The organism is Lysobacter solisilvae (assembly GCF_016613535.2).
GTDB classification, from domain to species: Bacteria; Pseudomonadota; Gammaproteobacteria; order Xanthomonadales; family Xanthomonadaceae; genus Agrilutibacter; species Agrilutibacter solisilvae.
The window spans coordinates 2,107,552-2,126,921 of the sequence record NZ_CP071518.1; the positions used below are offsets into that span (position 1 = coordinate 2,107,552).

15 protein-coding genes and 2 pseudogenes are annotated in these 19,370 nt (G+C 68.9%); 13 read left to right on the top strand and 4 right to left on the bottom strand.

What is annotated here, in order from left to right; translation table 11 throughout:
• Positions 1 to 36: 36 nt before the first annotated feature.
• Positions 37 to 1,746 carry an N-acyl-D-amino-acid deacylase family protein gene (locus I8J32_RS09380; RefSeq protein ID WP_200611246.1) on the top strand — a complete coding sequence of 570 codons (1,710 nt, stop codon included), beginning with the start codon at positions 37 to 39 and terminating at the stop codon, positions 1,744 to 1,746.
• Between the two features lie 118 nt (positions 1,747 to 1,864).
• Here the strand turns inward: I8J32_RS09380 and I8J32_RS09385 are convergent, their stop codons facing one another.
• A complete protein-coding gene (locus I8J32_RS09385) occupies positions 1,865 to 2,971 on the bottom strand; it encodes a M35 family metallo-endopeptidase (protein WP_200611249.1) in 1,107 nt (368 codons plus the stop codon).
• Positions 2,972 to 3,059: 88 nt separating this feature from the next.
• Positions 3,060 to 4,652: a M4 family metallopeptidase gene (locus I8J32_RS09390; protein WP_207526523.1), complete on the bottom strand. Its 1,593-nt coding sequence runs from the start codon at positions 4,650 to 4,652 to the stop codon at positions 3,060 to 3,062.
• A 349-nt stretch (positions 4,653 to 5,001) separates the two neighbouring features.
• Here I8J32_RS09390 and I8J32_RS09395 point away from each other — a divergent pair, with 349 nt between their 5' ends.
• The 3 genes from I8J32_RS09395 (at position 5,002) to hutG (ending at position 8,578) form a co-directional block, all read left to right on the top strand.
• Positions 5,002 to 6,252, top strand: coding sequence for a DUF418 domain-containing protein (locus I8J32_RS09395; RefSeq protein ID WP_200613046.1), 1,251 nt, complete (start codon positions 5,002 to 5,004; stop codon positions 6,250 to 6,252).
• A gap of 65 nt (positions 6,253 to 6,317) precedes the next feature.
• Positions 6,318 to 7,574 carry an NAD(P)/FAD-dependent oxidoreductase gene (locus tag I8J32_RS09400; RefSeq protein WP_200611265.1) on the top strand — a complete coding sequence of 419 codons (1,257 nt, stop codon included), beginning with the start codon at positions 6,318 to 6,320 and terminating at the stop codon, positions 7,572 to 7,574.
• 212 nt (positions 7,575 to 7,786) lie between these two features.
• Positions 7,787 to 8,578 (top strand): N-formylglutamate deformylase, encoded by a 792-nt coding sequence (gene hutG / locus I8J32_RS09405; RefSeq protein ID WP_200611279.1) that lies wholly within the window; start codon positions 7,787 to 7,789, stop codon positions 8,576 to 8,578.
• A 175-nt stretch (positions 8,579 to 8,753) separates the two neighbouring features.
• On the opposite strand, the gene parE is transcribed toward hutG, so the two are convergent.
• Positions 8,754 to 10,661 (bottom strand): DNA topoisomerase IV subunit B, encoded by a 1,908-nt coding sequence (gene parE, locus I8J32_RS09410; RefSeq protein ID WP_200611282.1) that lies wholly within the window; start codon positions 10,659 to 10,661, stop codon positions 8,754 to 8,756.
• Between the two features lie 60 nt (positions 10,662 to 10,721).
• Positions 10,722 to 11,435: a hypothetical protein gene (locus I8J32_RS09415; protein ID WP_200611285.1), complete on the bottom strand. Its 714-nt coding sequence runs from the start codon at positions 11,433 to 11,435 to the stop codon at positions 10,722 to 10,724.
• Positions 11,436 to 11,802: 367 nt separating this feature from the next.
• Here I8J32_RS09415 and I8J32_RS09420 point away from each other — a divergent pair, with 367 nt between their 5' ends.
• The 9 genes and pseudogenes from I8J32_RS09420 (at position 11,803) to truD (ending at position 19,258) form a co-directional block, all read left to right on the top strand.
• Positions 11,803 to 12,066 (top strand): hypothetical protein, encoded by a 264-nt coding sequence (locus I8J32_RS09420; RefSeq protein WP_200611287.1) that lies wholly within the window; start codon positions 11,803 to 11,805, stop codon positions 12,064 to 12,066.
• A 176-nt stretch (positions 12,067 to 12,242) separates the two neighbouring features.
• Positions 12,243 to 13,918, top strand: a pseudogene (locus tag I8J32_RS09425) (CTP synthase).
• Positions 13,915 to 14,730 (top strand): annotated as a pseudogene (gene kdsA / locus I8J32_RS09430) (3-deoxy-8-phosphooctulonate synthase); the annotation flags it as partial. The pseudogenes I8J32_RS09425 and kdsA, both read left to right, overlap by 4 nt.
• A 13-nt stretch (positions 14,731 to 14,743) precedes the next feature.
• Positions 14,744 to 15,253 (top strand): hypothetical protein, encoded by a 510-nt coding sequence (locus tag I8J32_RS09435; RefSeq protein ID WP_200611290.1) that lies wholly within the window; start codon positions 14,744 to 14,746, stop codon positions 15,251 to 15,253.
• The gene (gene eno / locus I8J32_RS09440) at positions 15,250 to 16,536 is read left to right on the top strand and encodes a phosphopyruvate hydratase (RefSeq protein ID WP_200611292.1); all 1,287 of its coding nucleotides are present in this window, start codon (positions 15,250 to 15,252) and stop codon (positions 16,534 to 16,536) included. The genes I8J32_RS09435 and eno overlap by 4 nt, the downstream gene beginning before the upstream one ends.
• Positions 16,537 to 16,551: 15 nt before the next feature.
• The gene (gene ftsB, locus I8J32_RS09445) at positions 16,552 to 16,944 is read left to right on the top strand and encodes a cell division protein FtsB (protein WP_200611306.1); all 393 of its coding nucleotides are present in this window, start codon (positions 16,552 to 16,554) and stop codon (positions 16,942 to 16,944) included.
• Positions 16,941 to 17,651 (top strand): 2-C-methyl-D-erythritol 4-phosphate cytidylyltransferase, encoded by a 711-nt coding sequence (ispD, locus tag I8J32_RS09450; protein WP_200611308.1) that lies wholly within the window; start codon positions 16,941 to 16,943, stop codon positions 17,649 to 17,651. The genes ftsB and ispD overlap by 4 nt, the downstream gene beginning before the upstream one ends.
• A gap of 28 nt (positions 17,652 to 17,679) precedes the next feature.
• Entirely contained in the window at positions 17,680 to 18,159 is a 480-nt protein-coding gene (gene ispF, locus I8J32_RS09455; protein WP_200611310.1) for a 2-C-methyl-D-erythritol 2,4-cyclodiphosphate synthase, read from the top strand.
• 49 nt (positions 18,160 to 18,208) lie between these two features.
• On the top strand, positions 18,209 to 19,258 hold the full coding sequence (truD, locus tag I8J32_RS09460; RefSeq protein ID WP_407061022.1) for a tRNA pseudouridine(13) synthase TruD: 1,050 nt from the start codon (positions 18,209 to 18,211) through the stop codon (positions 19,256 to 19,258).
• Positions 19,259 to 19,370: the final 112 nt, after the last annotated feature.

Below are 19,370 nucleotides of genomic sequence, written 5' to 3' on the forward strand. Positions count from 1 at the left end.
GCTATCGCTGTGCGCCACTGGAATCCGGAGCCGGCCATGACGCAGCGCGTTCTCTCCCTGTTCCTCGCCGGGCTGCTGCTGGTCCCCGGCGCCTGCCGCACCACGCCGCCGGCAGCGTCCTACGACCTGTTGATCCGCAACGGCCAGGTGCATGACGGCAGCGGCGGTCCGGCCCGCGCGGTGGACATCGCCGTGCGCGGCGACCGGGTGGTCGCCCTGCTGCCGCCGGGATCGGACGCGACCGCGAGCCGGGTGGTCGACGCCGGCGGCCTGGCGGTCGCGCCCGGCTTCATCAACGTGCTCAGCTGGGCGGGCGAATCGCTGATCGCGGACGGCCGTGGCCTCAGCGACACGAAGCAGGGCGTGACCCTGGAGATCTTCGGCGAAGGCTGGTCGATGGGGCCGTTGTCGCCGGCGATGAAGGAGCGCGCGCAGAAGGACCAGGGCGACATCCGCTACCCGATCGCCTGGAACTCGCTGGGCCAATACCTCGAGCACCTGGAGCAGCGCGGCGTCACGCCGAACGTCGCCTCGTTCGTCGGGGCCACGACGGTGCGCATCCACGAACTGGGAGAGGACGACGTGCAGCCCACGCCGACCCAGTTGGCCGCGATGCAGCAACGGGTCCGCGAGGCGATGGGCGAGGGCGCGCTGGGCGTGGGCGCGTCGCTGATCTATGCGCCCGCGTCCTATGCACGCGCCGGGGAACTGATCGCCCTGGCGCGCGCGGCGGCCGAATCCGGCGGGGGCTACGTCGCCCACATGCGCAGCGAGGCCAACGGGCTGGAGCAGGCACTGGAAGAGACCGTCGCCATCGCGCGCGCGACCGGCCGCCATGCCGAGGTCTATCACCTGAAGGCCGCGGGCGAGGCGAACTGGCCGAAGATGGCGCGCGCGATCGCCACCATCGAATCGGCGCGTGCCCAGGGCGTGGACATCGCGGCGAACATGTACGCCTATCCGGCCGGCGCGACCGGGCTGGATGCCAGCATCCCGCCGTGGGTGCAGGCTGGGGGACGCGAGGCGCTCAATGGCCGGCTGCGTGATCCGGCGGTGCGCCAGCGCGTGATCGCCGAGATGAAGGACCCCGACGCCGGCTGGGAAAACCTGCGCCTGCAGGCCGGTTCGGCCGACCGCGTGCTGTTCATCGGTTTCCGGTCCCAGGCGCTCAAGCCCCTGACCGGAAAAACGCTGGCGCAGGTGGCGCAGATGCGCGGCACGCCGGTGGAGGACACGGTCCTGGACCTCATGCTCGAGGACGACTCGAGGGTGGACACCGCGTATTTCCTGATGAGCGAGGAGAACGTCGAACTGGGGCTGCGCCAGCCGTGGGTGAGCCTGGGGTCGGACGCGGAGTCTTCCGCGCCGGAAGGGGTCTTCCTCAAGGCCAGCACGCATCCGCGCGCCTACGGCAACTTCGCCCGCTTCCTCGGCCACTACGTGCGCGACCGGCGCCTGGTGCCGCTGGAGGAGGCGATCCGCCGGATCACCCGGCTGCCCGCACAGCACTGGCAGCTGCGCGACCGCGGTTGCCTGGCCCCGGGGTGTTATGCCGACCTGGTCGTATTCGATCCGGCCACGATCCGCGACAACGCCACCTTCGAAAAGCCACTGACCCTGGCCAGTGGCGTGCGCGATGTCTTCGTCAACGGTGTGCAGGTACTGCGCGATGGTGAACACACCGGCGCCAAGCCGGGGCGCGTCGTCCGCGGTCCAGGATGGAGCGGGTGGGCCAAGGCACGCTGACCGCTTGCACGCGGCGACGGGCTGCAGCCGTCAACGCAAGCATTGCCTTGACGTACGCGCCGGGCGCGCGAAAAAAAACGGCCCGCATCCGCGGGCCGTTTCGTTCAACCGGAACCGGTCAGTTCTGCGACGGGGTGTTTTCCGCGAAGTACTCGTGGTTGTCGGCGTTGTCGAGCGCGGAAGTCGGGTTGCTGATCGCCAGGTTCTTGGCGCCGGACTGGCCGTAGACGTGGTCGTCGGTGCCGGCGACGGCATTGAAGTGGCTCATCTCGTGGATCAGCGTGCCGGCCTTGGAGTCGGTGCCGGTGTTGGGCGCGGTCCAGAAGGCGCGGCAGACGAAGATCTCGTACGGACGGGTCGGGTAGACGTAGGCGTAGTAGCTCTGGTTGCAGCCGCAGTTGATCTTGATCTGGCCGCCGCTCTGGTCCATCGCCGCGTCGATGGCGACGAAATGCTGGTTGGCGGTGGAATAGCGCGAGCTGGTGTAGGCGCCGAACCAGGTCGTGTAGCGCGCGCCGACGGTGCCGCCGGCCAGGTAGCCCTTGGCGTTCTCCGAGTAATTGCGCGCGGCGTTCACGGCCGAACCTGCGCCGTTGATCTGCGTCGTCGTGCAGCCCACGTAGGACACGCCGTTCACCACGGTGCCGCCGGTGCCGGGCTTGGCCTTCTGGGTGAGGGGACGCGCGGCGTTGTTGTCGAGCACGTCCGCGCCGTCGACCCACAACTGCAGCGGGGCGGACTGGATCGTCATCGGCAGGCCGTTGGCGCGCTTGAGCATCATGCCCGACGACAGCGAGGCGTGCTGCAGGGGCGAAGCCAGGGTGATGGTGTACTGGCCGCTGCGCGACATGTCGTAGGCGCTGGACAGGTCGACGACGGTGCGCTTGGTCTCGCCCGCGCGCAGGATGGTGAAGTCCTCGGCGGTCGGCAGGCCGCGCTTGACCATCGGGCCTTCGTACTGGACCGGCTGGCCGTTGCGGCTGACCTGGAACAGCTTGGACTCGATGAAATCCGAGGGCAGCGCGTACTTGGGCACGCGCACCGCGTGGCGGCTGGTGTTGGTGATGGTGACTTCGACGGCGCCCAGGAACCCGGCCTTGCCGGCCGGGGCCGCGCTCATGCTCACGCGCAGCGGATTGAACTGCGCCATGGGCGGCGCGGCGACGACGGCGGCGATGCCGCCGGTCAGGAGGGCGGAGCAGGCAACGGCACTGAGCAGTTTCATCAGTCGGGATTCCTCGTAGGGATGGACGATGTCCAGATGAACGATTGACGCAGGCGGCCCGGTGGGGCCGCCTGCATCGCCTTGCACGTCAGTTGACGCTCACAGCGCTCCGGGCCGCGGCGACGGCGTTGTATTCCGCCGAACCAGTGCCGTAGAGATCCGTCGCGGCCTTCAGCGTGGCCGCGCGGGCCTGCGGGTAGGTCGTGGTGGAGGTGAAGTACAGGTCCAGCGCGCGGTACCAGATCGCGCCGGCCTTGGCGCGACCGATGCCGCTGATGGCCGTGTTGCCGTTGCAGACCAGCGAAGCCGGGGTCAGGTTGTAGCTGCTGCCCGCGCCGAAGCCGGCCGGGACCACGGCGCCTTCAGCCAGCAGGTAGAAGAACCGGTTGGCCACGCCCGAGGTGTAGTGCGGATCGTCCGACGGCTTGGTGCCGAAGCCCCGGCGCGGATAGCACACGTACGAGGCGCCATCGATGTTCTGCTTGAACATCACGCGCAGCGCCTTGGTGCCGGTCGGGTTGGACTTGTAGATCTTCTCGCCGATCAGGTAATCGCCCGGATCGTTGGCGTTGTTGGCGTAGAACTCGACCAGGGTGCCGAAGATGTCCGAGTTGGCTTCGTTCAGGCCACCGGAGTCCTTCGAATAGACCAGGCCCGAGGTGGCCTGGGCGACGCCGTGGCTCATCTCGTGGCCGGCCACGTCGAGCACGGTCAGCGGCTGGTAGGTCGTGCCGTCACCGTCGCCGTAGTACATGTTGTTGCCGTACCACACCGCGTTGACCCAGTTGGTGCCGGTGTGGACGTAGCTCTTCACGCCCTTGCCGTCGTTGAAGATGCCGCTGCGGCCGTGGGTGTTCTTGTAGTAGTCGAAGGTCATCGCCACACCGTAATGGGCTTCGGCGGCGGCCGAGGCGCGGTCGGTGTTGGCGTTGTTGCCCCACACGTTGTCGGCGTCGGTGAACAGCGTCGCGCCGGAGGCGGCCGAGGTGTAGGCCACGTTGCGCGCGTCGTAGGTCGAGCCGTTGCCGCGGCTGGGGTCGATCATCTGGAAGCCGGAGCCGGTCGAGTCGGTGGTGATGCCGACATCGCCCAGGCCGATGGTCTTGCCGGTGCCGACGCTGGCGGCGCTGTGCACCATGTCCCAGCCGTCCAGCAGCTTGCCGTTGCGCGCGTCGACGAAGTAATGCATCTCGGTCGGCGTCTGGTCGCGCTTGGTGCCCTTCATGACCACTTCATAGGCCAGCGTCGGCGCCATGTCGCGGGCGTACACGACCAGCTTGGCCGCCGGGACGCCGCGGAAACCGGTGCCGAATGCGGCGCCGGCTTCGATGATCGCCTGCTGCGAGGACAGCTGCGGCACGATGGCCGGGCGCAGCTTGGAGGTCAGGTTCAGGCTGGCCGACTTGAGCTGGCCGTGGCGCGAATGCACGACCGCGTCGCCGCCGATGACGGGCAGGCCGCGGTAGCTGCGGGTGAAGCGCACGTGCTCGGTGCCGTCGCGATCGACGACCACGTTCTTGACGGTCAGCACGTCTTCGGCGGCCTGCTGGAGCAGGGCGCGATGCGCCGGCAGCAGGCCCTTGGCGCGAAGGGCGGCGGAGGAATCGGCGGGATTGGCGGCCAGGACGGACGCGGTGGAGAGCGCGGCCAGAACGGCCACGCTGATCAGGCGGACTTGCATCGAGATAAAACCCCTGTCGTATTGGATGGACCGGCGAACCGGGATAGCGCACACGCATGCCGGGCGTCCGAACCGCGACGCACAGGATGTTGGGTGGCCAATCCGGCTGCGGCCCAGGCAGCACGGCGGGCAAGGGCGCAATCTTTGGCGACTTTGCCGACTCTGTCATGCTGCGGTGCGGTAGAACCCGCCCAAGCCGCCGGAACGGCGCTGGCGGCCGGGATTCCGGCCCACCGCCGGCGCGTTTCGATGGCAGGATCCGCATCCGCACCGCCGCCGCCCACAGGAAACCCGCGTGAGTCCATCGACCCTTTCGCCAGCCCACGAGGGTGAACCGACCGGACCCGCCATGGTGCCCGCGGCCGCGCCGATCGCCCCCGCGGAGCGCATCCATGCGATGGACGTGATCCGCGGCTTCGCCCTGCTGGGCATCCTGCTGATGAACATCGAGGCGATGGTCGGGCCGCTCAACGGCGCACTGACCGGCCTGGATCCTGCACTCGCCGGGGCCGACCGCCTGGCCGACGCACTGGTCTACATCTTTGTCCAGGGGAAGTTCTACACGCTGTTCTCGCTGCTGTTCGGCATGGGATTCGCGGTGATGATGTCCCGGGCCCAGGTCGCCGGCCGGCCATTTGCCCGCCTGTACCTCCGACGCAGCCTGGCCCTGCTGGGCATCGGGCTCGCGCACATGCTGCTGGTCTGGTCGGGCGACATCCTGACCAGCTATGCGTTGATCGCACTGGTGCTGCTGGCCCTGTTCGCCAACGTCCAGACCCGCTGGCTGCCGTGGTTGGCTGTCGCCCTGTACCTGGTGCCGTCGGTATTCAACCTGGGCCTGGGTGCGATCGGATCGCTGGCGCAGCTGGACGCAGGCGCGGCCGGCGAGTTCAACAAGGCGATGGCGCGCAACGCCGGCGAATGGGCCGCCGACATCGAGGCGCAACGCCTGGCCTACGGCGCGGGCAGCTATCTGGCCGCGTCCCTGCAGCGGCTGCGCGATGCCGGATCGATGATGACCTTCCTGCTGTTCTTCGGCTGGCAGGTCCTGGGCATGTTCGTGCTGGGCATGTGGTTTGTGCGCAGCGGCGCGATCGCCGATCCGCGCAACCACACCGGTCTCTACCGGGGCCTGCGCTGGCTCGCGCTCCCCGCAGGGCTGGTGCTGATGCTGTGGTCGTTCTCGCTGGTGCCCACCCAGGACATGGGGCGCCTGGACATCGTCACCGGTTTCGCAGCCACGCTGGGCGCGGTCGCCGCACTGCTCATGTCGCTGGGCTACCTGGCGTGGGTCGTGCGGGGCCTCCAGTCGCCCACTTTCGCCCGGCCCCTGGCGTTGCTGGCGCCGGCGGGCCGCATGGCGCTGACGAACTACCTGCTGCAGTCCCTGGTGTGCACGCTGCTGTTCTACGGCTACGGGCTGGGATTGTTCGAACAGCTCCCGCGCGCGTGGCAGGTGCCCTTCGCGCTGGTGCTGTTCGCCCTGCAGGTGGCGCTGAGCCACGCATGGCTGGCCCGGTTCCGGTTCGGCCCGATGGAATGGCTGTGGCGCACGCTCACCTACGGCGCGCGGCAGCCGATGCGCCAACCCGCGCGCTGACGGAATGATGCGTTCGCGTGGTGGGGAAGGGCACGCGGCGCGCATCGCCCCGTAGAATTCACCGCATGGAATCCCGCGAAGACGTAGTGATCCTCGGCGCCGGCGTGATCGGCCTGGCTGCCGCACTGGCCCTCCAGCAGGCGGGCCGCCGCGTGCGCGTGATCGACGCCGGCCGCATTGGCGGCGGCGCCTCGCACGGCAACTGCGGCACGATCACGCCCAGCCATGCACCGCCGCTGGCCGGGCCGGGCATGGTGTCGGTCGCCCTGCGCTGGATGCTGACGCCCGATGCGCCGCTGTACGTCAAGCCGCGGCTGGACCCGGGGCTGTGGCGCTGGCTGCTGGGCATGGCCGCGCGCTGCAATCCGCGCGACTGGCAGGCCAGCGCACAGGCGAAGTCCGCGCTGCTCAACGACTCGCGCGCGCGGCTGGCGCATTGGGTACAGTCGATGGGGCTGGACTGCGAGTTCGCCGAGGCCGGCGTGGATTACGTGTTTCGCGATGCGCGGGCATTCGCCGAGGAGCAGCAGGAAATGGACGCGCTGCGCGGCCTGGGCGTGCGCGTGGAGGCGATCGACGGACCGCGCTACGAAACGATGGAGCCGGCCCTCAAGCCCGGCCTCGCCGGCGTGATGCGTTTCGACGGCGACGCGGTCCTGCGGCCGGACCGGTACGTGGCCGAACTGGCGCGCCAAGTGCGCGCGCGCGGCGGTGTCATCGACGAGCACGACGCGATGGTCGCCGTCGCCTTCGACCGCGACGAGGTGCGCGTGCGCACCGACCGCGGCCTGGTGCGGGCGCACGAAGCGGTGTTCGCGCTGGGCGCCTGGTCGCCGCGCATGGCCGCCGCTCTGGGTTTCCCGGCGCTGCGCCGCGCGGTGCAGCCAGGCAAGGGTTACTCGATCACCTATACGCGGCCGGAACAGGTGCCGCGAAGGCCGCTGGTGCTGCGCGAGCGGTCCGTGTGCGTCACCGCGTGGGACAGTGGCTTCCGCCTCGGCAGCACGATGGAGTTTTCCGGCTTCGACGAAACGCTCAACGCGCGCCGCCTCGCCGCCCTGGAGCGCGGCGCGTCCGAATACCTGCATGCGCCGGTGGGCCCGCAGGTCTGCGAGCGCTGGTTCGGCTGGCGGCCGATGTGCATCGACGACGTGCCGCTGATCGGACCGGTGCCGGGCCAGCAACGGGCGTGGATCGCGACCGGCCACGGCATGATGGGCGTCAGCATGAGTGCCGGTACCGGCCAGTTGCTGGCGGACCTGATCACGGGGCGCGCACCCGCGCTGGATCCCACGCCATATCGCCCCGATCGTTTCCGGTGACCGTACCGGAGCGCCCGACGGGGCAGTGGTCGCGGGTGTGGCCATCGGGTTGCAGGTGATGCACGACGACAATCGCACTCCTGCCACCCGGTAAAATGCGAAGCTGCTGCCGGGCCCACCAGCGGTAGGTGGAATCGCACACGGCCGGTTGCAGGTGCACTGCCGCACGCCCGGATGCTCCCGTGCCAACTGCAACCCGAGAAGCCCATCCCATGTCCGACGCCGGCCAAACCTACATCCTCCACCGCGGCAGCGCGCCGCTGCTGATCAGCCTGCCGCATGACGGCAGCGAAATCCCGGCCGCCCTGGCCGCGCGGATGACGGAGCCGGCGCGGCGCGCACCGGACACCGACTGGAATGTCTCGCGGCTTTACGCGTTCGCCCGCGAGCTGGGCGCCTCGCTCATCGTGCCGCGCTATTCGCGCTACGTCGTCGATCTCAACCGCCCGCCCGACGACACGTCGCTCTATCCGGGCCAGAACACCACCGGCCTGTGCCCGGCGGTCCGTTTCACCGGTGAGCCCGTGTACCTGCCCGGCGAGGCGCCTGCACCCGAGGAAGTCGTCCAGCGCGTCGAGAAATACTGGCGTCCCTATCACGACGCGCTGGCGGCTGAACTGGCGCGCATCCGCGCCGCGCACGGCCGCGTGCTGCTGTGGGAAGGGCATTCGATCAAGGGCAGCGACCTGGAATTCCTGTTTCCCGGACGCCTCCCCGATCTCAACCTGGGTACCGCCGCCGGCGCGAGCTGTTCGCCGGACGTCCAGGCGCGCATCGAGGCTGCGCTGGTTGCGCAGTCGCAGTTCGATTACGTGGTCAACGGCCGTTTCAAGGGCGGATACATCACGCGCCACTACGGCGATCCGGCGCAGGGCGTCGATGCAGTGCAGCTGGAGAGCAGCCAGCGCATTTACATGGACGAGGCATCGTTCGAATACCTGCCCGAGCGGGCGACGCTGGCCCAGGACGTGATCCGGTCGTTGCTGGTGGCGGCGCTCGCGTAGCTGCGCCGTCCGTGTCAGCCGCGACGATGCTGGCGCGCCGTCGCCACGGCCGCGCCGGGTAGTCGTGTCAGTTGCGGTATTGCATGCGCCGTCGCCACGGCCGCGCCGGGTAGTCGTGTCAGTCGCGATAATGCATGCGCCGTCGCCACGGCTGCGTTGGCGTGCGACCGGCGGATCAGACTTCCAGCGTCGCCAGGTCGCCCTTGGTTTCGAGCCAGCTCTTGCGATCCCCCGCCCGCTTCTTGGCCAGCAGCATGTCCAGCAGCGCGTGGGTTTCCACGTTGTCGTCGACCGTGAGCTGCACCAGCCGGCGCGTGTCGGGATGGATGGTTGACTCGCGCAGCTGCGAGGGGTTCATCTCGCCCAGTCCCTTGAAGCGCGTGGTGTTGACCGGGCCGCTCAGGCCCTTCTTGCGGTCGCCTTTCTCGCGCTCGATCCGTTCCAGCAGGATCCGCTTCTCTTCCTCGTCCAGCGCGTAGAACACCTGCTTGCCCACGTCGACGCGGAACAGCGGCGGCATCGCCACGAAGACGTGGCCCGCGGCGACCAGCGAAGGGAAGTGCCGGACGAACAGCGCGGTGAGCAGCGTCGCGATGTGCAGGCCGTCGGAGTCGGCGTCGGCCAGGATGATCACCTTGCCGTAGCGCAGTCCCGACAGATCGTCCTTGCCCGGATCGCAGCCGATGGCCACGGCCAGGTCGTGCACTTCCTGCGAGGCCAGCACGCTGCCGGACGCGACTTCCCAAGTGTTGAGGATCTTGCCGCGCAGCGGCAGGATCGCCTGGAAGTCCTTGTCGCGGGCCTGGCGCGCGCTGCCGCCGGCCGAGTCGCCTTCCACCATGAACAGCTCGGTACGCGACAGGTCGGTGGAGGTGCAATCGGCGAGCTTGCCGGGCAGGGCGGGACCCTGTGTGATCTTCTTGCGGGTGACCTGCTTTTCGGTCTTCAGGCGCGCACTCGCGCGCTCGATCGCCAGCTGCGCGATCTTCTCGCCCAGGTCGGTGTGCTGGTTGAGCCACAGCGAGAACGCGTCGTGCGCGGCGCCTTCGACGAAGCCCGCCGCCTGGCGCGAGGACAGGCGTTCCTTGGTCTGGCCGCTGAATTGCGGGTCGGTCATCTTCACCGACAGCACGAAGGCGACGCGGTCCCACACGTCTTCCGGGGCCAGCTTCACGCCACGCGGCAGCAGGTTGCGGAAGTCGCAGAACTCGCGCAGCGCATCGGTGAAACCCGTTCGCAGGCCGTTGACGTGCGTGCCGTGCTGGGCGGTGGGAATCAGGTTGACGTAGCTTTCCTGCACCAGATCGCCCTCGGGCAACCAGGCTACCGCCCAGTCGACGACCTCGGTGTCCTTCTTCAGCGATCCGACGAACAGGTCGGGCGGCAGCGCTTCAAGTCCGGCCAGTTCGCCCTTGAGGTAGTCGCGCAGGCCGTCCTCGTACATCCACTCATGCGTTTCGCCGGTGGGCTCGTCCGTCAGGCGCACGGTGAGGCCAGGGCAGAGCACGGCCTTGGCGCGCAGCAGGTGCTTGAGGGCGCGCAGGTTGAATTTGGGCGTGTCGAAGTACTTGGGGTCGGGCCAGAAGCGCAGGCGCGTGCCCGTGTTCTTCTTGCCGACCGTGCCCACGACATTGAGCTGGGAGGCGCGGTCGCCGTCCTTGAAGCTCATGTGGTACTCGTTGCCTTCGCGCTTGATGTACACGTCGACATGCTTGGACAGCGCGTTGACCACGCTCACGCCCACGCCGTGCAGGCCGCCGGAGAAGGTGTAGTTCTTGTTGCTGAACTTGCCGCCGGCGTGCAGCCGCGTGAGGATCAGCTCGATGCCGGGGATCTTCTCTTCCGGATGGATGTCCACCGGCATGCCGCGGCCGTCATCGGATACCTCGCAACTGCCGTCGCTGAACAGCGTCACGTCGATGATGCGCGCGTGGCCGGCCAGCGCCTCGTCGACGGCGTTGTCGATCACCTCCTGCGCCAGATGGTTCGGACGGGTGGTGTCGGTGTACATGCCCGGACGGCGCTTGACCGGGTCAAGGCCGGAAAGGACTTCGATGTCGGCGGCGTTGTAGCGTGAGCTCATTGCGGGAAGTCGGTGGGAACGTCGAAGTGGATGGATGGTTGGGCGCAGGCGCGCCGCCGGTCAGGGCGCGCCGGGACTCAGCACGCCGCCGGTGTACGGATTGAAGCTGTAGCTGCCGGGGAAGGTCTCGCCGGTGGCCGGATCCTGCTTCGGCATGAGCAGGCTGCCCAGCGGCAGCCGGAATGCGTGCTCCTTGTCGCCCACCCGGACCGCGAACCGGCCGGTGCCCAGCGGGTCGGCAAGCCGTTGGTCCTGGCCCTTCCGGCCCGGGAATACGAACAGCTGCATGTTCTCGCCCATCGCGCCGATCAGCTGCTTGAACACCGGGCGCAGGATCCCGATCAGCACGGTCATCCGCGAATCGACTTCGTCGGCGGGAATCGGGTTGTACACCTTGCCCTCGGTGTCCTGGATCCGGACCTTGGCGCGCAGTGCTTCTTCCGGCTCGAACCTGCCCGCGCCCAGTGCACTGACTTCGCCGCGCAGCACTGCCACCAGGGTGAATTCGTCGAACAGGCTCTCCAGCTCACGTTCGGTCCGTTCGCCCGGCCGATCGGCCGACTGCGCCATCGCCGCGACCATGTACTCGCGCGGAATCCACCAGACTAGTTCCAACTCCTGGCCCTGCGCGTCCAGCATCTGGGTGTCGCGCACGAGGTCGGCCAGGTTGACCTGTTCAGGAGGGCGGGGAGCGGGGCCTGCGCCGGCGTGGGCTGGCGAGCAGGCCGCGCAGATACCCAGCAGCAGGGCGAAAAACACGTGCGGGTGGTTCATGCGGGTCCTCTGTGACGGGGCAGCATGGCGACGGGACTATGCAGGGTCAAGCGCGGAGGGCCCGTTGTGCGGCCGTCCACATGCGCGCCAGCGCGGACGCTGTGTCGCAGCCGGTGCAGGGGTCTGGAGCGGACCGAAGCGGCGCCGCGGCCGTGCGTGCTCAGCGGGCGGGCGCGGCCCGGGACCCGGCAGAAAGACTCTGCCGTTCAGGCTGAAACGCATGGACTGGACAGGGCGCCGGGCTCTCGTGCCGTCGGCATCTTCGTTCTGCCGCGCCCATGGCCGGATGTTCAGTCCACGGCGATGATGGATGGGCTACCGTGTCGCCATCGCCCGCAGAGTCCGCGGCGCGCCCGAGGAGATCCACATGAGTTTGCGCAAGCTGTTGCTTCCCACCATGATCGCCGCCGCACTGGCGGGTCCGGCATCCGCCCAGAACGCCCAGGCCGAGCAGGACAAGGATCAGGCGGCACGCAAGGCCGCCGACGCCAACGCCGACGCCAAGGCCGGGCAGGCCCGCAAGGAGCCCCAGGCCGCGGCGCAGAAGGACCGCAAGGACCAGGGGGCCGACAAGGCCCGCAAGGCCCGCGCCGAGGAACAGCCGGACGAACCGGAAGAAGACGACCGCTGAGGCCAGCGCCCAGTGCCCCCGGAAAACGCCCCCTCCCGCGGGGCGTTTTTCGTTTTCGGCGGGTCTCCGGCCGCCAGGACAGCCCCGGAGGGCCGCGTCAAGCTCGCCCGCGCCGTTTCCAGTCTGTAAACTATGGCTTTCCGGGAGCCCGCTTCCCCATGACCCCCTCCAATTCCATAACGCCGCTCGTCTTCGTCACAGGCGGTGTGGTGTCTTCGCTTGGCAAGGGCATCGCGGCCGCCTCGCTGGCCGCCATCCTCGAAGCACGCGGCCTGCGCGTGACGATGATGAAGCTCGACCCCTACATCAACGTCGATCCGGGCACGATGAGCCCGTTCCAGCACGGCGAGGTCTACGTCACCGATGACGGGGCCGAGACCGACCTGGACCTGGGGCACTACGAGCGCTACCTGCGCACCCGCCTGTCGGGCAAGAACTCGATCACCACCGGCAAGATCTACGAGTCGGTGATCCGCAAGGAGCGCCGCGGCGACTACCTGGGCGGCACCGTGCAGGTGATCCCGCACGTCACCGACGAGATCAAACGCCGCATCGACGAGGCCACGGCCGGCTTCGACGTCGCCCTGGTCGAGATCGGCGGCACGGTCGGCGACATCGAGTCGCTGCCGTTCCTGGAGGCGATCCGCCAGATCCGCACCGAACGCGGGCCCGACAAGGCCCTGTTCATGCACCTCACGCTGGTGCCCTTCATTGCCGCGGCCGGCGAGCTCAAGACCAAGCCGACCCAGCATTCGGTCAAGGAGCTGCGCTCCATCGGCATCCAGCCCGACGTGCTGCTGTGCCGCAGCGAGCAGCCACTGCCCGACGGCGAACGCCGCAAGATCGCGTTGTTCACCAACGTGTCCGAGAAGGCCGTCATTTCCGCGATCGACCTGGACAACATCTACAAGATCCCGATGTGGCTGCACCAGCAGCAGCTCGACCAGATCGTGGTCGAGCGCCTGCACCTGGAAGGCAAGGCGGCGCCGGAAGCCGACCTGTCGGAGTGGAATGCGGTGGTGGATGCCACCGACCACCCGGTCGACGAGGTCACCATCGCCATCGTCGGCAAGTACGTCGATCACAAGGACGCCTACAAGTCGCTGGCCGAAGCGCTCAAGCACGGCGGCCTGCGCCAGCGCACCCGCGTGCAGCTGAAGTGGCTGGAGTCCAGCGATGTCGAGGAGCAGGACGGCAAGGCGCTGGAAGGCGTCGATGGCATCCTGGTGCCAGAGGGGGCTTCGGCGACCGCGGTTTCGAAGGCAAGGTGATGACCGCGCGCCATGCGCGCGAACAGCGCATCCCGTACTTCGGCATCTGTTACGGCATGCAGGCTGCGGTGGTGGACTACGCCCGCCACGTACTGGGGCTGGAAGACGCCAACAGCACCGAGAACAACAAGCAGTCCACGCACCCGGTGATCGGACTGATCACGGAATGGCGCACTGCCAGCGGCGACGTCGAGCGCCGTAGCGAGGAGTCCGACCTGGGCGGCACCATGCGCCTGGGCCTGCAGGACCAGCGCATCAAGCCCGGCACGCTGGCCCACCAGCTGTACGGCAAGGACGTGATCGGCGAGCGCCACCGCCACCGCTACGAATTCAACAACCGCTACCTCAACCAGCTGGAAAACGCGGGCCTGGTGATCAGCGCCAAGTCGATGGACGAGACGCTGGTGGAGATGGTGGAACTGCCGCGCGCGCAGCACCCGTGGTTCCTGGCCTGCCAGGCGCACCCCGAATTCCTGTCCACGCCGCGCGACGGCCATCCGCTGTTCATCGGCTTCATCCGCGCCGCGCGCGAGCACAAGGCGCAGGCCGGCGGCCGGCTGCTGAAGGAAGCCACTGCATGAAGCTTTGCGGATTCGAGATCGGTCTCGACCAGCCGTTCTTCCTGATTGCCGGCCCGTGCGTGATCGAGTCGATGCAGCTGCAGCTCGACACCGCCGGGACGCTGAAGGAGATCACCTCCGAACTCGGCATCCCCTTCATCTTCAAGTCCAGCTTCGACAAGGCCAACCGCACCTCGGTGTCGGGCTTCCGCGGCCCGGGCCTGGAGGAAGGGCTGAAGGTGCTGTCCGAGGTGAAGCGCCAGCTGGGCCTGCCCGTGCTCACCGACGTGCATGAATACACGCCGATGAACGAAGTCGCCGCCGTCGTCGACGTGCTGCAGACGCCGGCCTTCCTGTGCCGGCAGACCGACTTCATCCAGAACGTGGCGCGCGCCGGCAAGCCGGTGAACATCAAGAAGGGCCAGTTCCTCTCGCCCTGGGAGATGAAGCACGTGGCCGACAAGGCGTTGGCCACCGGCAACCGCGACATCATGGTCTGCGAGCGCGGCGCCAGCTTTGGCTACAACAATCTGGTCAGCGACATGCGCTCACTGAGCGTGATGCGCGACACCGGCTGCCCGGTCGTGTTCGACGCCACGCACAGCGTGCAGCTGCCCGGCGGCGCCGGCGGCAAGAGCGGCGGCCAGCGCGAGTTCGTGCCGGTGCTGTCCCGCGCGGCGATGGCCGTGGGGATCAGCGGCATCTTCATGGAAACGCATCCCCGGCCCGAGGAAGCGCTCAGCGACGGCCCCAATGCCTGGCCGCTGCCAAAGATGCGCGCGCTGCTGGAGACGTTGATGGAGCTCGATCGGGTCACCAAGAAGAACGGCTTCCTCTGGAGTCGGCGTGAGCCGCCTTCCCGTGGTCCTCTCCTCCTTGCTGCTCGGCGCGCTGGCGCCGGCCTGGGCATCCGGACCATTCGACGACATTGACAACCTGGCCTATGAACACATGGCCGGATGCGTGACGCCCTACGTCGAGTCGTCGCTTCCCGAACAGGACGCGCTGCTGGCGCGCCTTGTCGAAACCCAGGCCGGCTCCGGCCTGGTCGAGCGGCTCCGCGACGGTGCGCCGGCAAAGTGGCATGCGTACTTTGGCGACGCGCACGAGCCCCTCGAGGAGCGCGTCCAGGCTGCCGTGAACCTGGTTGGCATGGCGATGAGCCAGGGCGGCCGCCAGGAGAAAGCCATCGCCCGCGCGTATTCCGCGTATTACCTCTCCGCCGTGACGCAGGGTGAATGCCCCGCGCCGACCGAACTTGCCAGTTTCGTGGCCAGGACTCCGTTCTGGCCGGCCAACGCCGTTGCGCCGAACCCTTCCGCTTCTCCTATAGCTCCCATCGCTCCCAATCCATGACCAACATCGCCAAGATCCACGCCCGCGAAATCCTCGACAGCCGCGGCAATCCCACCCTGGAAGCCGAAGTCACCCTGAGCGACGGCAGCTTTGGCCGCGCGATGGTGCCCTCGGGCGCCTCGACGGGCACCAAGGAAGCGGTCGAACTGCGCGATGGCGACAAGACCCGCTATCTGGGCAAGGGCGTGCGCAAGGCCGTTGAAAACGTCAACGGCACGATTGCCACCGCGCTGGCGGGCTTCGACGCCGCCGACCAGGCCGGCCTGGACAAGCGTCTGATCGACCTGGACGGCACCGAGAACAAGGGCCGCCTGGGCGCCAACGCGCTGCTGGGCGTGTCGATGGCCAACGCACACGCAGTGGCCGCCTCGAAGGGCCTGCCGCTGTGGAAGCACCTGGCCGGCGACCGCGCCGCGGTGCTGCCGGTGCCGATGATGAACATCATCAATGGCGGTGCGCACGCCGACAACAACGTCGACATGCAGGAGTTCATGGTGCTGCCGGTGGGCATGGGCACGTTCGCCGAGTCGCTGCGCGCCGGCGCCGAGGTCTTCCACGCGCTCAAGTCGGTGCTCAAGGGCCGCGGCCTGAGCACGGCGGTCGGCGACGAGGGCGGTTTCGCACCGGACCTGCGCAGCAACGAGGAAGCGCTGGAAACCATCCTGGAAGCCATCGGCAAGGCGGGCTACAAGGCCGGCGAGGACATCCTGCTGGGCCTGGACGTGGCGTCCAGCGAGTTCTTCGAGAACGGCAAGTACCACCTGACCGGCGAGAACAAGCGGCTGACCTCCGAACAGTTCGTCGACTTCCTGGCGAACTGGGCGGCGCAGTACCCGATCGTGACGATCGAGGACGGCATGGCCGAACACGACTGGGCCGGCTGGAAGCTGCTGACCGAGAAGACCGGCCACAAGGTGCAGCTGGTCGGCGACGACCTGTTCGTCACCAACCCGAAGATCTTCCGCGAGGGCATCGACCAGGCCGTGGCCAACGCCATCCTGATCAAGGTCAACCAGATCGGCACCTTGAGCGAGACGCTGGAAGCCATCGCCATGGCCGACGCAGCCGGCTACGCGGCCGTCGTGTCGCACCGCTCGGGCGAGACCGAGGACACGACCATCGCGGATATCGCCGTGGCCACCACCGCCACCCAGATCAAGACCGGTTCGCTGTGCCGCAGCGATCGCGTGGCCAAGTACAACCAGCTGCTGCGCATCGAAGAGCAGCTGGGCGCTGCGGCCAAGTACGCCGGTCGCGACGCCTTCATCTCGCTGCGGCGCTGACGCAGGCCTCCCGCCTTGCGCTGGCTGCGGCTGCTGCTGGTGGTGCTGGTCGGCCTGCTGGCCTTCCTGCAGTACCGGCTGTGGATGGGCGAGGGTGGAAGCCGTTCGGTGGCCGCCCTGCGCCAGCAGGTCGAGCAGCAGGGTCGTGAGAACGCCGGACTGCAGCAGCGCAACGACGCGCTGGCGGCGGAGGTCGAGGACCTCAAGTCCGGCGAAGCCGCGGTGGAGGAACGCGCCCGCAGCGAACTGGGCATGATCAAGCCCGGCGAGACTTTCTACCGCGTAGTCGAATCCGGTGCCGACGCCGCGCCGGACGGTGCGGCGGCGACCGATCCGGCGTCGGCCACCCCGGCGACGGCGCCCGGTGCCGCGCAGGACGACGACGCCAGCGGGCCGCCGCCGCCGTGAGCGGGGACGTCTGGGTGGTGGTGCCGGCCGCGGGCCGTGGCGTCCGCTTCGGTGGCGACATACCCAAGCAATACCTGCAGGCCGCCGGACGGCCGCTGATCGAACACGCCCTGCGCGCACTGCTGGCCCATCCGCGCGTGCGCGGGGCCGTCGTGGCGCTGGCGCCGGACGACGCCCGCTGGCCGGGCTGGAAGATGCTGATGGACAAGCCGGTCCTGCGTTGCGTGGGTGGCGACCAGCGGGCCGATTCGGTGCTGGCCGCGCTCGGTGCGTTGCCCGCATCGGCTGGCGACGACACGCTGGTGCTGGTCCACGATGCGGCGCGCCCGAACGTGCACGCGCAGGACCTCGACGCCCTGATCGCGGCGGCCGACGCCAGCGGCCAGGGTGCGCTGCTTGCCGCGCCCGTACGCGACACGCTCAAGCGCGCCGATGCACATGGCGCAGTGGCGGCCACGCAGCCGCGCCAGGGCCTGTGGCGCGCGCTGACACCGCAGGCAGCGCGGCGCGGACTGCTGACCCGGGCCCTGCGCGAGGCCCGCGACGCGGGCGTACAGGTCACCGACGAGGCGATGGCGCTGGAGCGCCTGGGCCTGCATCCGCGGCTGGTCGAAGGCCGCGAGGACAACCTCAAGGTGACCACGCCGGCCGACCTGGCCGTCGTCGAATTCCTGCTGCAGCAGCGCACGCCGGGAGCATCCGCATGAACCATCCAGCCGCCGCCGGTGCCCCCGCATGACCGGCATCCGCATCGGGCAGGGCTTCGACGTGCACGCGTTCGGCGACGGCGACCACATCGTGCTGGGCGGGGTCCGCATCGCCCACGACCGCGGCGTGGTCGCGCACTCGGATGGCGACGTCGCCATCCACGCCTTGTGCGACGCCCTCCTGGGTGCGCTGGCGCTGGGCGACATCGGCCAGCATTTCCCGCCCACCGATGCACGCTGGAAGGATGCCGACAGCCGGACCTTCCTCCGCCATTGCGTGGCGCTGGCCGCGCAGCGCGGCTGGCGGGTGGGCAATGCCGATGTCACGGTGATCTGCGAGCGCCCCAAGGTCGGTCCGCACGCGGGCGCGATCCGCGAATGCCTGGCGGCCGACATGGGCGTCGAGATGGACGCGGTCAGCATCAAGGCGACCACGACCGAGCGGCTGGGCTTCACCGGTCGTGGCGAGGGCATCGCAGCGCAGGCCGTGGTGCTGCTGGTCCGCTGAAATCCCCGTTGCTTCCCGCCGTCGACGTCAAACTGCCAGGCCGATGAACATCCCGGAAACCGAGTTGCCCGAATCCATGCCCCGCGCGTGCGGCCCGGCCGTGCTGCACGGGCGGATGCGCGCCCGGCCGGAGGACTTCCGGGTAGAGGAGGAGCCGGGTTTCGAACCCAGCGGCAGCGGCGAGCACCTGCTGCTCACCATCGAAAAGCGCGGCATGAATACCGCGCACGCGGCCAAGCTGATCGCCCAGTGGGCGCGCGTGCCCGAAATGGGCGTGGGCTACGCCGGCCTGAAGGACCGTCACGCCGTCACCCGCCAGCGTTTCAGCGTGCACCTGCCGAAGAAGGTGTCGCCCGACCTCGCCGCCCTGGAATCCCCCGAGCTGCGCGTGCTCGAGCACACCTGGCACGCGCGCAAGCTGCCGCGCGGCGCGCTGGCCGGCAACCGGTTCGTGATCACGCTGCGCGAAGTCGTCGGCGACCGCGAGGCGATCCACGCACGCCTGGACGCCATGTCGCGGCAGGGTGTGCCGAACTATTTCGGCGAGCAGCGGTTCGGGCGCGAGGGCGACAACGTCAGCCAGGCGCTGGCCATGTTCCAGGGCCGTCGCGTGCGTCGGGAGCAGCGCACCATGCTGCTGTCCGCGGCGCGTTCGGAGCTGTTCAACCGCGTGCTGGCGCAGCGGGTGCGCCAGGGCAACTGGAATGCCGGGCTCGACGGCGAGGTCTGGGCGCTCGATGGCAGCCGCAGCGTCTTCGGTCCCGAACCGTGGACGCCGGAACTGGCGCAGCGGCTGGAATCCTTCGACATCCATCCCAGCGGGCCGCTGTGGGGCAGGGGTCCCCTGCGCACCACCGGCGAGGCCGCCCGGCTGGAGATGGATGCCCTCTCCGACGAGCTCTGCCTGGCGGTGCGTGCCGGCCTCGAGCAGGCGGGCCTGGAACAGGAACGCCGCGCCCTGCGGCTGCGGCCACGCGACCTGTCCTGGCAGTGGCCCGACGACACGGTCCTCGAGCTGTCCTTCGCGCTTCCGCCGGGCGCCTACGCCACGGTCGTGTTGTCGGAACTTGGCGACACCAACGCGCCCGGCCCCGGCTGACGACCGCTCGTCGGAAAACCATCAAGGACACTGGAAGGCCTTTCCCGCCGGCGTATACCGGAAATTGCAGGACGGCCGAACGCGTCCTGCCGTACGCGCGGCGATCGCGCGC